This is a genomic window from Variovorax boronicumulans, assembly GCF_030812215.1.
In the GTDB taxonomy this organism is placed as follows: domain Bacteria; phylum Pseudomonadota; class Gammaproteobacteria; order Burkholderiales; family Burkholderiaceae_C; genus Variovorax; species Variovorax boronicumulans_C.
Window position 1 is genome coordinate 128,159 of record NZ_JAUSSG010000008.1, and the last position, 14,235, is coordinate 142,393.

14 protein-coding genes are annotated in these 14,235 nt (G+C 68.2%); 5 read left to right on the forward strand and 9 right to left on the reverse strand.

Going from position 1 to position 14,235, the window contains the following annotated elements:
• Positions 1-143: 143 nt before the first annotated feature.
• Positions 144-1,967: an ATP-binding response regulator gene (locus J2W23_RS21295; RefSeq protein ID WP_307650142.1), complete on the reverse strand. Its 1,824-nt coding sequence runs from the start codon at positions 1,965-1,967 to the stop codon at positions 144-146.
• 142 nt (positions 1,968-2,109) lie between these two features.
• A complete protein-coding gene (locus tag J2W23_RS21300) occupies positions 2,110-3,375 on the reverse strand; it encodes a multifunctional CCA addition/repair protein (protein ID WP_307650143.1) in 1,266 nt (421 codons plus the stop codon).
• A 200-nt stretch (positions 3,376-3,575) separates the two neighbouring features.
• Here J2W23_RS21300 and J2W23_RS21305 point away from each other — a divergent pair, with 200 nt between their 5' ends.
• Positions 3,576-4,301, forward strand: a complete 726-nt coding sequence (locus J2W23_RS21305) for an OmpW/AlkL family protein (RefSeq protein WP_307650145.1) — start codon at positions 3,576-3,578, stop codon at positions 4,299-4,301.
• Positions 4,302-4,326: 25 nt separating this feature from the next.
• Here the strand turns inward: J2W23_RS21305 and J2W23_RS21310 are convergent, their stop codons facing one another.
• From J2W23_RS21310 to J2W23_RS21320, 3 genes are all read right to left on the reverse strand, one after another.
• Positions 4,327-5,010, reverse strand: a complete 684-nt coding sequence (locus J2W23_RS21310; RefSeq protein WP_307650146.1) for a glutathione S-transferase family protein — start codon at positions 5,008-5,010, stop codon at positions 4,327-4,329.
• A 98-nt stretch (positions 5,011-5,108) separates the two neighbouring features.
• Positions 5,109-5,666: an MgtC/SapB family protein gene (locus J2W23_RS21315; protein WP_307650147.1), complete on the reverse strand. Its 558-nt coding sequence runs from the start codon at positions 5,664-5,666 to the stop codon at positions 5,109-5,111.
• A 1-nt stretch (position 5,667) separates the two neighbouring features.
• Positions 5,668-7,671, reverse strand: a complete 2,004-nt coding sequence (locus J2W23_RS21320; RefSeq protein ID WP_307650148.1) for a lytic transglycosylase domain-containing protein — start codon at positions 7,669-7,671, stop codon at positions 5,668-5,670.
• A gap of 36 nt (positions 7,672-7,707) precedes the next feature.
• Between J2W23_RS21320 and J2W23_RS21325 the strand changes: the two genes are divergently transcribed.
• Positions 7,708-8,325: a 5-formyltetrahydrofolate cyclo-ligase gene (locus J2W23_RS21325; protein ID WP_176660240.1), complete on the forward strand. Its 618-nt coding sequence runs from the start codon at positions 7,708-7,710 to the stop codon at positions 8,323-8,325.
• Between the two features lie 89 nt (positions 8,326-8,414).
• Here the strand turns inward: J2W23_RS21325 and J2W23_RS21330 are convergent, their stop codons facing one another.
• Positions 8,415-9,398, reverse strand: coding sequence for a LysR substrate-binding domain-containing protein (locus tag J2W23_RS21330; protein WP_307650149.1), 984 nt, complete (start codon positions 9,396-9,398; stop codon positions 8,415-8,417).
• Positions 9,399-9,573: 175 nt separating this feature from the next.
• On the opposite strand from J2W23_RS21330, the gene J2W23_RS21335 reads away from it, so the two are divergent.
• The gene (locus tag J2W23_RS21335; RefSeq protein WP_176660242.1) at positions 9,574-9,897 is read left to right on the forward strand and encodes a DUF2917 domain-containing protein; all 324 of its coding nucleotides are present in this window, start codon (positions 9,574-9,576) and stop codon (positions 9,895-9,897) included.
• Between the two features lie 79 nt (positions 9,898-9,976).
• Here the strand turns inward: J2W23_RS21335 and J2W23_RS21340 are convergent, their stop codons facing one another.
• Positions 9,977-10,381 (reverse strand): BLUF domain-containing protein, encoded by a 405-nt coding sequence (locus J2W23_RS21340; RefSeq protein WP_307650150.1) that lies wholly within the window; start codon positions 10,379-10,381, stop codon positions 9,977-9,979.
• Positions 10,382-10,470: 89 nt separating this feature from the next.
• On the opposite strand from J2W23_RS21340, the gene J2W23_RS21345 reads away from it, so the two are divergent.
• Positions 10,471-11,241, forward strand: coding sequence for a Crp/Fnr family transcriptional regulator (locus J2W23_RS21345; protein WP_307650151.1), 771 nt, complete (start codon positions 10,471-10,473; stop codon positions 11,239-11,241).
• Between the two features lie 49 nt (positions 11,242-11,290).
• Here the strand turns inward: J2W23_RS21345 and J2W23_RS21350 are convergent, their stop codons facing one another.
• On the reverse strand, positions 11,291-12,178 hold the full coding sequence (locus J2W23_RS21350; RefSeq protein WP_307650152.1) for a DUF6279 family lipoprotein: 888 nt from the start codon (positions 12,176-12,178) through the stop codon (positions 11,291-11,293).
• On the opposite strand from J2W23_RS21350, the gene glmU reads away from it, so the two are divergent.
• Complete coding sequence (glmU, locus tag J2W23_RS21355) at positions 12,177-13,619, forward strand: bifunctional UDP-N-acetylglucosamine diphosphorylase/glucosamine-1-phosphate N-acetyltransferase GlmU (RefSeq protein WP_307650153.1); 1,443 nt, start codon at positions 12,177-12,179, stop codon at positions 13,617-13,619. The genes J2W23_RS21350 and glmU overlap by 2 nt on opposite strands.
• A 12-nt stretch (positions 13,620-13,631) precedes the next feature.
• Here glmU and J2W23_RS21360 read toward each other — a convergent pair whose 3' ends face one another.
• On the reverse strand, positions 13,632-14,114 hold the full coding sequence (locus J2W23_RS21360) for an Lrp/AsnC family transcriptional regulator (RefSeq protein ID WP_307650154.1): 483 nt from the start codon (positions 14,112-14,114) through the stop codon (positions 13,632-13,634).
• Positions 14,115-14,235 lie beyond the last annotated feature (121 nt).

The following is a 14,235-nucleotide window of genomic DNA, read 5'->3' on the forward strand; positions in this document are numbered from 1 at the left end:
ACGCGCTTTTGACGGCGCGTGTCGGCGAAAGCCGGTACTCCCCAGGCTTCGCGCATTGCGTGTCGCTTCTCCGTCCCCCTCGCCGGGGGCCACACCAGCGGCCCGGCAAAGCCGGTTCCGCGGTGTTTCACGAATCAGGCAGGTCAGGCAGGGCGGGTGGCCAGGCCCGGCATGAAATCGCCCAGCATGCGCAGCAGCGTGGCCGCGTTCACCGGCTTGAACAGCACGGGCACGCCGGAGGCGCGCACGCGCTGCAGCCGCTCGGGGGCGGTCTCGCCGGTGACCAGCACCAGCGGCGCGTCGAGCCCGAAGCGGCGTTGCAGCCGCTGGCCCACGTCCAGGCCGTTGTCGCCGTTGGCGAGGCGGTAGTCGCACAGCAGCAGCACGAAGGGCTCGGCCTGCGCGCCGGACCGGCCGAGCGCGTCGATGGCCTCGGCCTCGTTGGCCGCCGTCTCCACCGCGATGCCGTGGCCCTGCAGCAGCCGCGCCATGGCCTCGCGGATCTCGGCCTCGTCGTCGATCAGGAGAACGCGGCCGTGCGCTGCCTGTGGTGCCTTGGCCGATGGCGATGTGTGCACGGCGGGCTCGGCGGGCGCTGTCGGAGCGGCAGCCGGTCGCTGTTGCTGCATCGGCACGGCCGCTTGCTGTTCGTGCTGCGGCGCGGACGCGACCAGCGGCAGCTGAAGGCGAAAGCGCGTGCCGCGGCCCACGCGCGAAGTCACCTGCACCGGATGGTCGAGCAGCCGCGACAGCCGCTCGACGATCGACAGGCCGATGCCCAGGCCCTGCGCGCGGTCGCGGCCCGGGTTCTGCACCTGGTAGTACTCCTCGAACACGCGGTCCTGCTGCTCGGGCGCAATGCCGATGCCGGTGTCCAGCACCTCGATCCACACGACCCCGCCGCGCGCGCGCGCGCGCACCGAGACGCCGCCGTGCGCGGTGTATTTCAGCGCGTTGTCCACGAGGTTCGAGAGCATGCGGTAGAGCAGCTGCGGGTCGCTGTGCACCCACAGGCCGCTCGCGCGCACCCGCAGCTGCAGCGCGCGCTGCTCGGCCTGCGCCGCGAACATGTGGTTGAGGGAGCGGAACATCGCGTCCAGCGACACCGGCGCGATGTCCGGCGTGATCACGCCCGCGTCCAGGCGCGAGACGTCCAGCATGGTGTCGAGCGAGTTGCCCAGCGCGTTCACCGCGCGCATCAGCCGCTGCGCGTTGCGGCTGCCGTGGTGCTCGCGCAGTTCGTTCTCCAGCGCGGCGCCGAAGAGCGCGATGGCATGCAGCGGCTGGCGCAGGTCGTGGCTGGCGGTGGCGAGGAAGCGCGTCTTCTCGGCGCTCGCGCGCTCGGCGGCGGCGATCTGCACGCCCAGTTGCGCGGCCAGCGCCTCGTTCTCGAAGCGCAGCACCAGCGAATCGGTCAGGAGCTTGTGCTGCTGGCCGCCCACGCGCAGCGTGAACAGCAGGTAGCCGAGGCTGAATACCGCGAGGAACAGGTGCATCGCATCGCCCTGCCGGGCCAGCGCGGCGATCAGGCTCAGCATCATCGGCAGGGTGTAGCCGTAGAGCGCGGGCTTGAGCGGCCACAGGAGCTGCATGGCGCGGGCGCAGCTGCCGATGATGACGACGGTCAGCACCGAAGTGGTGGGCAGGTCGTCGGCGGAGATGAAGAGCCACGGCGCGGTGGCCGTCGCCATGCTCACCAGCGTGACGGTGCGCGAATGCCGGCGCGCCCAGCGGGTGGTGTCCTGCAGCGGCACATCGGCGTGCCAGCGCGGCATGAGGAAGAGGGCGAGGCCGAAGCTCAGGTGGGCGGCCATCCAGGCGAGGATCCACCACCGGGGGCGGTGCACGTACATGACCACACCCAGCGCCGCACCGAGGCCGAAGTGCACCAGGATCGACGCGTTGTACGCCGCGTACACCGACGCCACATGCTCCCGCAGCACGCGGAGGCCAAGATCGCTCGGCACCCCCGGGCGGGGCGTCGGGGATTCGTGTGACAGCGTCGGCTCGGTGGCATTCACCCGATCGATGCTATCGGGCCGATTCGCAGGGAGAAGTGCCAGAAGTCATGCCTGCCATGTCCACGCAAGGCGGACCGCGGTTTTTTCTTCAGGTTTCCTGCAGCGATGCCGCCACGGCCTCGATGCGCGCGCGGTGGATGGCGTCGCCGATCTGCGGCCCGGTCGCGCCCGACTGCTGCGCCTTGCGCGCCACCACATCGGTGGGCACGGCCGCGGCGGTGGCCAGCACGGCGAGCAGGCGCTCGCGCTGCGGATAGGGCCTGTCCTCGAAACCGAGCCGGCCGCGCGCATCGCATTCGCAGGCCAGCAGCACCTCGGCAAAGCGGGCGGGCTTGCGGAAGGCGTCGCAGCGCTCCAGCAGGCGCACCAGCGGCGCCGCATCGAGCTCGCCGCTGCGGTGCACGTTGCCGTGCTCGCGCGCGACCACCTCGGCCAGCTCGCGGATATCGACCGGCACGCGCCAGCGGTCGCACACCGCATGCAGCAGGTCGACGCTGCGCTTCTCGTGGCCGATGTGGCGCGGCAGCACGTCGGCGGGCGTGGTGCCCTTGCCCAGGTCGTGCATCAGGCAGGCGAAGCGCACCGGCAGGGTGGCCGAAAGCCGCGCGCTGGTGTCGATGACCATCATCAGGTGCACGCCGGTGTCGATCTCGGGGTGATGCGCCTCGGGCTGCGGCACACCCCAGAGGCGGTCGACTTCGGGCAGCAGCACGGCGAGCGCGCCGCATTCGCGCAGCACCTCGAACATGCGCGAGGGGCGCGCTTCCATGAGGCCGCGCGCAAGCTCCTGCCAGACGCGCTCGGGGACCAGCGCATCGGCCTCGCCGGCCCGGACCATCTCGCGCATCAGCGCCATGGTTTCCGGGGCGACCGAGAAATCGTCGAAGCGCGCGGCAAAGCGCGCCAGCCGCAGGATCCGCACCGGGTCTTCGCGAAAGGCGTCGGTCACATGGCGCAGCACCTTGCCCTGCAGGTCGCGCTGACCGTGGAAGGGGTCGGCCAGTTTTTCGGGGTCAGGTTCGAATTGGCCGTCGGTGCCCACCAGTTCGGCCGGCAGCGCGATGGCGTTGATGGTCAGGTCGCGGCGGGCGAGGTCTTGCTCCAGCGTGACGTCGGGCGCGGTGTGGACGGTGAAGCCGCGGTAGCCGGGCGCGCTCTTGCGCTCGGTGCGGGCGAGGGCGTATTCCTCGCGCGTCTTCGGATGCAGGAACACCGGAAAGTCGCGTCCCACGGGCAGGTAGCCGCGCCGGGCCATGTCTTCGGGCGTGGCGCCGACGACCAGCCAGTCGTGGTCGGAAACCGGCCGCCCGAGCAACCGGTCGCGGACGGCGCCGCCAACGAGAAAGATTTTCATGGCCGCAGTGTAGGGATGGGGAGACGGGGAATGAGGCGGAAATGAGGGATAGGGATACCCCGCACCCGCTAAATAGAACGAGCGTTCGATAATTCGGGCTGCAAACCGAACGAACGTTCGTTTATTTGCTGGAACGCAGCGCCGACCACCGGCCGGCGTCGCGTTCACCGGGATTTTTCAACCAAAGGAGCATTCACATCATGAAGAAAACAATGTTTGCGCTGGCGGCTCTGGGTGCCTTGGCTTCCGGCAGTGCGTTCGCGCAAAACGCCGGCGACTGGGTCGCGGGGGCAGGCTGGTTCCACCTCGCGCCCCAGGACTCGAGCAAGCCGCTCCAGGTGACGGCGCCGGTGCAGAGCGTGCTCCAGGGTTCGGGCGCCAGCGTCAAGGACTCGGACACGCTGGGCCTGAGCCTGGCCTACTTCATCGACAGCCACTGGGCTGTGGAAGGCGTCCTGGGCATTCCGCCGAAGTTCAAGCTCAACGGCAAGGGCACGCTGGCCCGCGTGGGCGAACTGGGCGAAGCCCGCCAGTGGAGCCCGACCGTGCTGGTCAAGTACAACTTCAACGAAGGCAACGACGCCTTCCGTCCGTTCGTCGGCCTGGGTGCCACCTACGTCTGGTACAGCGACGTGAAGCTAACTTCGAACCTGCAGAGCGCGCTGGCCAGCCAGTTCCGCCAGTCGCCGTACTCGGTGAACACCACCGCCAAGCTCGACAGCTCGTTCGCGCCCGTGCTCAACGCCGGTATCGCCTACCAGTTCGACAAGCACTGGGGCATCTCGTTCTCGGTGTCGTACATCCCGCTGAAGACCAAGGCCAAGCTGACGACGACGTCGATCACCGGCCTGCCGGTCGCCCGCAGCGAAGCAAGCCTCAAGCTGAACCCGATCGTCACCTACCTGGCGGCGACCTACAGGTTCTGATCCCCGCCTGCTGCGCGAGCAAGCCCTATCGCGCTGTGCGGTAGGGCTCTTCGAACTGCAGGAAGTCTTTCTCCGCCAGCGCTTCGTCGATCCAGGCCTTGACGCCGGGCAGCGCCTGCACGCGTTCGATGTAGGCGCCGATGGCCGGCGGCACCGGCAGCCCGTAGGTCTTGATGCGCGTGCCGATGGGCGCGAAGTACGCATCGGCAATGGTGAAGTCGCCGAACAGCAGCGGGCCGCCGTGGTTGTCGAGCAGGTCGCTCCACATCTGCACGATGCGGTCCAGGTCGCTGCGCACGTCGGGCTGTTCCTTGAGCAGCTTCGCGCCGACTTCTGGCAGCGAGGCCTCGATGTTCATGCCGCAATGGCCGCGCAGGCCACCGAAACCCGAATGCATCTCGGCGCAGATGCTGCGCGCCCGCGCCCGGTCGGCCGCGGCCTTGGGCCACAGCTGCTTTTCAGGAAAGGTTTCGGCGAGGTATTCGGCGATGGCCAGCGTGTCCCAGACCACCAGGTCGCCATCGACCAGCACCGGCACCTTGGCCACCGGGTTCAGCGCCGCGATGGTGTGCTTGAACTGCGACTCCGCTTCGAACGAATCGAAGCGCACCATCACCTCCTCGAAGGCGATGCCGGCCTGCTTCATGAGCACCCAGGGGCGCATGGACCAGGACGAGTAGTTCTTGTTGCCGATGTAGAGCTTGCGCATCTGGGATTCCTCCGGTTGGGTTCTCGGTTCAGGGCAAAGCCTTCGATGCTAGCCGCGCGGCGCACCGGCATTGATGCCGAACGCGGCGTGAATTGATGTCAGCGGTCGCGCGGCTTGTCGTCCGGCGAGGCGATCACGCGCGGCGCGCCTTGTTGCGCGCTGTCCTTGGCGACGGTGCGCTCCAGCAGGCTCACCAGCCGCGGCACCAGCGACAGCACGGCCAGCGCCAGCAGCGCACTCAGCAAGGCGGTCGCCTCGCGGCCGAGCCCGCAGGCCATGCCGATGGCGGCCGTCATCCAGAGCCCCGCGGCGGTGGTGAGGCCCTGCACGTGCGATTCGTCCTTGCCCTGCTTGAGGATGGTGCCGGCGCAGAGAAAGCCCACGCCCGCCACCAACCCCTGGATCACCCGGCTCATGTCGGCCGGCACGATGCCCGTCTGCTGCGGGATCAGCACGAACATCGCCGAGCCGATCGCCACCAGCATGTGGGTGCGCACGCCGGCCGCCTTGCCCTGCTGCTCGCGCTCGAAGCCCAGCACGAAGCCGAGCGCGGCCGCGAGCGTGAGGCGAAGGACGATGCGCGTGAGCTGCGCGACGTCGGTCACGTCCGAGAACTCGGACGCGATGGTGTCGAGCACCTCGTCGCGCCAGCTCATCTCAGGGGAGGTCCTTGTTGGGCTCGGGTTCTGAAGCGTCGCGGGGGCCGACGCGGCCCAGGCGCTCCTTCAGCGACTGCGGCCGGCCGCTGATGATTGCCGCGTAGTTGGTGGTGTTGGCCAGCACCTTCTTCACATAGTCGCGCGTCTCGCTGAAGGGCACGTTCTCGGCCCAGATCGCGGCATCGAGCACCGGCCCGTTGCGCCAGTTGCGCGGCCGGCCCGGGCCGGCGTTGTAGGCGGCGGCGGCCAGCGCCATCGAGCCGTCGAAGTCGTCGAGCGCGAGCTTCAGGTAGTTGGTGCCGATGGTGATGTTGGTCTCGCGGTCGTTGATCTGGCCGGGCGTGAAATCGGTCATGCCGATCTTGCGGGCCGTCCAGCGCGCGGTGGCGGGCATGACCTGCATCAGGCCCGAGGCACCGACGCCCGAGCGGGCGTCCATGATGAAGCGGCTCTCCTGACGGATGAGGCCGTACACGTAGGCTGGGTCCAGGCCGATGTCCTGGCTCTTGCGCAGCACCGTGTCGTGAAAGGGCATGGGAAAGCGCTGCTCCACGTCGATCGTGCCCTTGGTGCGTTCGCTGGTGTTGATGCAGCGGTCCCACACCTCGCGCTGGCAGGCGAAGTCGGCTGCGGCCAGCAGCGCGCGGTCGTCCATGCCGCCCTTGTCGTGCAGGTTGGTGGCGTAGTTCCATTCGCGCGTGCCTTCGGAGCGCAGGCCGATCGCGATCGCGTAGAGACCGCGATTGAGCGAGATGTTGCTGCGCGCGGCCGCCTTTTCCTCGGGCGTGAGCGGTGCGGGGCGGGTGGCCGCGACGACGCGCTGGCCCAGTTCTTCGAGCGCGAGCATTTCGTAGAAGCCGCGCGTGCCGGCGATGCTCGTATAGAGCTCGCGGGCCTGGGCGCGGCGCTCGTCGCTGCGTTCGCTGGCGAGCGCGCGGGCCTTCCAGTAGACCCAGGTCGGGTCGAGCTGGGCGGTTTCGCTCATCGCGTTGATGGCGGGCGCCACGTCCTTCCACTGGCCGGCGCGCAGCGCGGCGCGCACGCGCCAGCCGAGCATGTCGTCCGACAGGTCGCTGTTCTTCGTGACGTTGCCGAAGTAGCCCACGGCCTGCGGCGAGAGCTTGTTGGCCGATGCGCGGCCGATGGCGCCCCAGAGCCAGTTGCGCTCCTCGGCCGAGAGCATCGGGCCCCACTTGCTGTCCAGCTGCGAGGCGGCCATGTCGGGGTCGGCAATGGCAACCTTGATGAGCGCGAGCACCACCAGCTCCTTGCGCGACTTGGCGGCGACGAAGGCGCGGCCGGTGAGGAACTTGGCCGAACTCGCGTTGAGTTCCTCGAAGAGCGGCAGCGCATCGGGCGCGGCGATGGTGACGGCGCCGCGCGCGGCCTGCGGGCGGTTGGCCTCGATGGCCAGGCGCGCCTTCTTCCATGCGTCGTTGGTCGACATGAGGCGGGCGGCGACCATGCGGTCGGCGGCGGTGAGGCAGCCGTCGTCGGCTTCTTTCTGGCTGAACCAGTTGCGGCGCACCTCGTCGGCCTGGGCCTGGGTGGCGGTGCCCGAGCGCAACGTGTCGACCAGGATCGCGTAGCAGCGCACTTGCGCGTCGTCGCCCATGCGATAGCCGGCCACGTTGGCGGAGAAGCCGTCCCAGTCGCGGCGCTGGCCGAGCAGCAGCAGCCAGTCGTTGCGAAGGCGGTCCTCCTGGTAGGTGCCGGGGTAGCGGGCGTAGAAATCCTGTACTTCGTTCGGCGCGGCTTCCTGCAGTCGGGCCTTCAATTCCCAGTACGCGGCCCAGGGTTCGAGCGCGTGGCCGCGGGCTTGCGGCAAGAGGGCGGTGAGGCGGGCCTTGTCGCCGCGCTGGAAGGCCTGCTTCATCTGCACCAGCACGTCGTCGTTGGTGTTGGTCTGTGCGCTGGCGGGTGGATGAAAGAGCAGCGCGGCGGCAGTCAGGACGAGGGAAAAAGCAACGGCTGGCGTTGCGTTGCGCGGGCGGCTGCGCATGGATGCCAAAATGCTTGGGAACTGCATCGGGGGATTATGGACAAGTCAAAGGGAGCCGACACCTCGGCGACGGCGAGTTTTCTGAAGGATCAGTTGCGCAAGGCATTGATCGAACAACGTCTGGCGATGCCGGACCGGCTGACGCGCGCCGACCTGCTGCAGCGTGTCATGCGCATCTGGCTGGTCGGCCGGCCCGACACCGTGATCGGCGCCTACTGGCCGATCAAGGGCGAGTTCGATCCGCTGCCAGCCCTGCACCGCTGGAAGGAAGACGGCGAGCTGATGGAAGAAACGCAGCGTCGCCGCATCGGACTGCCCGTGATCGACAAGGTTCACAAGACCCTGACCTTCCATGCCTGGTATCCGGGCTGCCAGATGGAAGAAGACGCCTACGGCATCCCCAAGCCCAAGGACACCGAGCTGATCGTGCCGACCCTGCTGTTCGTGCCCTGCGTGGGCTACAGCGCCGGCGGCTACCGGCTGGGCTACGGCGGCGGCTTCTACGACCGCACGCTGGCGGCGCTGGAGCCGCGGCCGTTCACGGTGGGGCTGGGCTTCACGCACGGCTTCCTCGAAGACTTCGAGCCCGAAGCGCACGACCTGCCCCTGGACGCCATCCTCAACGACAACGGCGTCGTTTGGCCGACGTCTTGAGCCCCCCGGCTTTTCACTTCGTGTAACTCCGCCTCCCGAGGGGAGACGCGGCCCGCCTTGGGGCGGCCCGGCGGCGGCCGCATCTCCATTCAGTCGAGGTTGTCGATGGTGTCCGGATCGGGCACCTCGCCAATGGTCTCGCGCGTGGTCACGGCCTGCAGCAGCAGCCAGTCCCAGAAGGCCTTGATCTCGGGCCGCAGCGCATTGCGCGGGCCGGCGATGAGCCAGTAGGCCATCGGTGAATCCATGCGGTGCCGGGGCAGCACCTCGACCAGGTCGCCGTTGGCCAGGCTTTCGGCGATCAGCGAACTGCGCGCCAGCACCACGCCCTGGCCGGTGAGCGCGGCCTGCACCATCTGGTAGGCGTAGTTGAAATAGAGCCAGCGCTTGGGCTGCGCGCGCTCCAGGCCATTCACCTCGAACCAGCGCCGCCATGTCAGCCATTCGAGGTGCGTGCGGTGCGCGTCGCCGGCCTCGATCAACGTGAAGCGGGTGATGTCTTCCGGCGTCTTGATCGGCGGGCTGCTCTTGATGAGCCACGGGCTCGCCACCGGCGTGAGGTTCTCGCCGAACAGGCGCACCGCGGTCGGCGGCATGGCCTCGCGCGGGCCGTAGCGCAGGGCGATGTCCACGTCGGCCACTTCGAGGTCCACCGCCACGTCGCTGGCGTCGATGCGGATGTCGATCTCGGGGTTGTCGCGCTGGAAGGCCTCCAGCCGCGGGATCAGCCACATCGAGGCGAACGACGCAAAGGTGGTGAGCGACACGCTCTTGCGCCCCGCGCTCTGGCGGATCTGGCGCACCGCCATGTCGATGCGCGGCAGCGACTGCTGCACCGCGAGCAGCAGCTGCGCGCCCGCGCTGGTCAGCTCCACCGCCCGGGTGTGGCGCAGGAACAGCGACACGCCCACTTCCTCCTCCAGCGACTGGATCTGCCGGCTGACCGCCGACTGGGTCAGCGCCATTTCTTCCGCCGCAGCGCGGAAATTCAGGTGCCGGGCGACGGCTTCGAAGGCGCGCAGGTGCCCGGCGGAGATGGGGCGGGAGCGCAGGTGGGTTTGCGAATGCTGCATGGATGGGGCTTCCGGGAGCGGTCCGGCTGTCGGGTCGATTGATGCGATATGGGCATCAGTAGGCTACTTCGTTTTCATTGGACCCACAACGCCGCAAAAACGATCATTCATTCCCGAACTGCGCCATTGCCTCCGTCCTGTCAATCGCACTTCGGAAAGCCCAAGGAGTTTCATCATGTCCACCGCCGTCTGCACCACCCAATCGCTTGCTTCCCTGTCGATCCCCGCCCGTACCGCTGCCGCCGCCGTGCCGCCGGCCGTGCGCCGCGGCGCCTGGCAGATCGCCCCCGGCGAGGCGATGAGCCTGAAGGCGCGTGCGGCCAGCGTCCTGCGCGTCAAGCAGGGCCGGGTGTGGATCACGCCCGACGCCACGCTGGCCAATCCCAGCGAAGACCTGGTGCTCGCACCGGGCGAATCGATGACGGTGGCCGCCGGCCAGCGCATCGTGATGGAAGCGTGGGATGGCTACGGTGCCACCTACACATGGGATCAGGCCTGAACGGTCGCTGGTTCCCATGGACGCACAAAGGCGGCTTCGGCCGCCTTTTTCTTTTTTGTGGCGGCTTCGGTGCTTTTTTTCAGCCGCTGATGTCGAAGCTGGAGCGCAGCGCCAGGAAATGCTTGAGCGCGGCTTCCCCTTCCAGGGCGTGCACGCCGGCCATGAGGTCGGGGCCTTCGCTCTCGGCCAGGCCCAGGCCGAAGCCGCTATAGCGGCGGGATTCCAGCGGGCCCTCGTGGACCACCCGCACGTCGGTGTGCCGGAAGTCTCGTTCGATGCTTCGCATCAATGCCTTCACCGCATCGCACGGGCCCTCCAGGTGCTGGCAGAAACGCATGCCGTCGAAGACCAGGAGGCCGGTGATCTTTCGCTCGGCGTTGCGGGCCCGTGCCTGGCTGACGATGGCGCCTACGGCATTGGGAGGCAGGTCTTGCGCGAGTACGCTGCAATAGAAAATCTCGTGGAGCGGCTGTTCGTCTGTCATGCGTCTTGGGAGAAAACGCTGCGGAGTCTAGACAGCGGCGACGCCCGGCGAAATGTAAAAAGACATAGCGCAAAAGCCTATAGTGCCGCGTGAAATTCGATGACTATCCCGTTGCCGCGTCCCCTCCCCAAGGGGTGAATCCTTGCGACGACTGCGCGCTGCGCCGGCTCGAGGCGTTCCTGCCCGCATCGTCGGAAGAGCTCAAGACCATCCAGTCGTTTCGCGTCGGCGCCCGGCGCGTCGCGGCGGGCGGCTCGATCGTCGAGGAGCACCGGCCCAGCGCCCAGCTGTTCACCCTTTATTCGGGGTGGGCATTCCGCTACAAGACCTTGACCGACGGGCGCCGGCAGATCCTGAGCTTTCTGCTGCCCGGCGACTTCATCGGCCTGCAGGACGAGTTCGCCGACGGCCAGACCCACGGCGTGGAAGCCGTGACCGACGTTTCGCTGTGCGCCTTCTCGCGCGACCGCCTCTGGCCGCTCTTCCATGCCCAGCCCAAGCTCGGCTACGACATCACCTGGCTGGCCGCACGCGAGGAAAAGATGGTGGACGACAACCTCGTCACCACCGGCCGGCGCAACGCGGGCGAGCGGGTGGCGATGCTGCTCATGCACCTGTACCGGCGCGCCGAGCGCGTGGGCATGGTGCGCGACGGCTGGGTGGAGTTTCCGTTCAACCAGCAGCACATCGCCGATGCGCTGGGGCTTTCGCTGGTGCACACCAACAAGACGCTGCGCCGCCTGCAGCGCCTGGGGCTTCACAAGCTCGATGCGGGGTGGCTGCGCATCCTGGAGCCGCATGCGCTGGAGGCGCTGGGCGACTATTTCGAGCGGCCGCTGCGGCCCGTTCCCCTCATCTGAAGAAGGCGCCGCGTTCGCCGCGGACTCAGGAGGCGTGATTCACACCTCCTCAGCGCGCAGCCACCAGCTGGCGCAGATCGCTCTGGTAGGCCTGGAGCCGGCGCACCGCCTGCTCGCGCTGGCTGGCGCTGGTGCCGTTGTGCAGGGCGGCGAGGTTGCGGCAGCCTTCCTCCAGCAGCGCCTGCTGCTGGTCGCGCCAGGGGCCGGGCGGCGGATCGGCAATGCGCAGCAGGTAGGCGTGCAGCGCCGAGCGCGCCTCGGCGGGTGACGGCTTCTTCGCGCTGAAGCCGCGCAGCATCGCCAGTGCCTCCTGCTGGCGCTTGCGGCGCTCGGCGTCCGCGAGCTGCGGGTTGAACACCGACTGCGCCACCTGTTGCTTGAGCAGGTCGCGCTGCTCGGCCGTGAGCCGGCCGTAGAAGTCTTCCATGCGGTCCAGGAACTGGTCGTAGCGCTTTTCCTGCACCTGCGCGGGCGTGCGGTCGAGCCAGTCCTTTCGGTACTCGTTGTTGAGCTTGGCGTACTTGCGTTCGAGCTGCTGCAGCTGCGATTCGCTCAGGGTCAGCGCAAGGTCGGTGGTGGCCGGCTCGGCGCGCTCGACCGCGGCCAGCAGGCGCTCGCGGATGCTGTCGGCGAATTTGCAGGCCTGCGCCGGCGTCACCTCTCCCGGCGCGAGGCCTTGCGCCTCCTGCAGCAGGGCGATGACCTTGGGCAGCTCGTTCTGCCGGTGCCAGGCCAGCAACTGGGCGAGTTCGTCGCGCACCTTGGGCGTCTGGGTGCTGTCGAAGTCGAAATACCCGTCCAGCCACCAATAGCTCACCTCGGGCAGGTTGTTGTAGGCCAGCTTCACTGCGCTGCAGGCGCCCAGCGCGAAGGCCAACAGCAGCACGCCGATAATTCGCGCCAGGTCCGCGCAACGCATCCGGGAAAACACAAGCATGAATCAGACTCCGCAGCAGCAACAACAACAGCAAGACATCCAGGGGGCGATCGACGTGGTGATCATGGCGGCCGGCAAGGGCACGCGCATGAAAAGCAGGCTGCCCAAAGTGTTGCATCGTTTGGGCGGCCGCGCACTGATCGCGCATGTGGCCAATACCGCCGCGCGCATCGGCGCCCGCCACGTGGTGGTCGTGACCGGTCACGGCGCGGCCGAGGTCGAGGCCGCGATGGCCGGGGCCGTGGGCGGCGCGACGCCGCTTTTTGCCCGCCAGGAGCCGCAGCTGGGCACCGGCCACGCCGTGCAGCAGGCGACGCCGCTGCTGCCGGACGACGGCACGGTGGTCGTGCTCTCGGGCGATGTGCCGCTCATCGGCGAAGAAACATTGCGCGCGCTGGTCGCGGCCAGCGCGGGCGGGCGCCTTGCGCTGCTGACCATCGAATTCGACGACCCGAGCGGCTACGGCCGCGTGATCCGCAGCGCGGCCGGCGGGGCGGTCACCGCCATCGTCGAGCACAAGGATGCCAACGAGGCGCAGCGCGCGGTGCGCGAGATCTACAGCGGCGTGATGGCCGTGCCCGCGCGCCTGCTCAAGGGCTGGCTCGAACGGCTGGACAACCGCAATGCGCAGAACGAGTACTACCTGACCGACGTCGTGAAGCTCGCCGCCGCCGATGGCGTGCCGGTGGTCGCGCACATCACGACCGATGCGCTGCAGGTGGCGGGCATCAACAGCCCGGTGCAGCTCGCGGCGCTGGAGCGCGCGTGGCAACTGCGCCAGGCGAATGCACTGATGGAGCAGGGCGTGCGCCTGGCCGACCCGGCGCGCTTCGACCTGCGCGGCACGCTGGCATGCGCGGCCGATGTCGAGATCGACGTCAACTGCGTGTTCGAGGGACAGGTCTCGCTGGGCGAGGGCGTGCGCATCGGCGCGAATTGCGTGATCGCCAACGCACGCATCGAGGCCGGCGCGGTGATCCATCCGTTCACCCACATCGACGGCGAGAAGGCCGGCGTGACGGTGGGCGAGCGCGCCCTGATCGGCCCGTTCGCGCGCCTGCGGCCCGGTGCGCAGCTCGGCACCGAAGTGCACATCGGCAACTTCGTCGAGGTGAAGAACTCGACGCTCGCCGCCGGCGCCAAGGCCAACCACCTGGCCTACCTGGGCGATGCGACGGTGGGCGAGCGCGTCAACTACGGCGCGGGCAGCATCACCGCCAACTACGACGGCGCCAACAAGCACCGCACGGTGATCGAGGCCGACGTGCACATCGGCAGCAACTGCGTGCTGGTGGCGCCGGTCACCATCGGCGCGGGCGGCACCATCGGGGGCGGGTCGACGGTCAACAAGTCGACCGAACCGGGCGCGCTGACCGTGGCGCGCAGCAAGCCGGTGAGCTTTCCCAACTGGAAGCGGCCGCAGAAAAAACCGAAAGCCTGAGAAGAAAAGGCGTCAGCCCAGCGGCACCGCGGGTTCGAACTTCGCGCGCTTGAGGCTGAAGAACGCCTTGACGTTGCGCACGTTGGCGTCGGCCGTGAACAGGCGCTGGGTCAGCGCGCCGTAGTCCGGCATGTCGCGCGCCGCGACAACGAGCACGAAGTCGGGGCCGGGCGAGACGCGCCAGCACTGCTGCACTGCGTGGTCGGCGATCACGCGGGTTTCGAAGGCGTCGAGCGCGGCGGCGTCCTGCCGGTCCAGCGAAATCTCGACCACCGCCTGCAATCCGTGGCCCCGCACCGTGGCCAGCCGGTCGGGCGAGAGCAGCGCGACCTGGCGCTCGATGAGGCCTTCGTCCTTCAACCGCTGTACCCGCCGCAGGCATGTGGGCGGGGAGATGCCCACGTCGGCGGCCAGCCGCTGGTTGGTTTGCGAAGCGTCGCGCTGGAGCGCATCGAGCAGACGGAGGTCTGTTGCATCGAGGGAGATTGATTCCATATTTGGATAAATTATGGAATAAAAATACAAATAGAAGAAATGATGAAATAAAACTTTGAAATTCATGAAATTTCGAAGGCATATTTTTTCTTCGCTTCCCTACCATCTGGCCTCCTCTTCA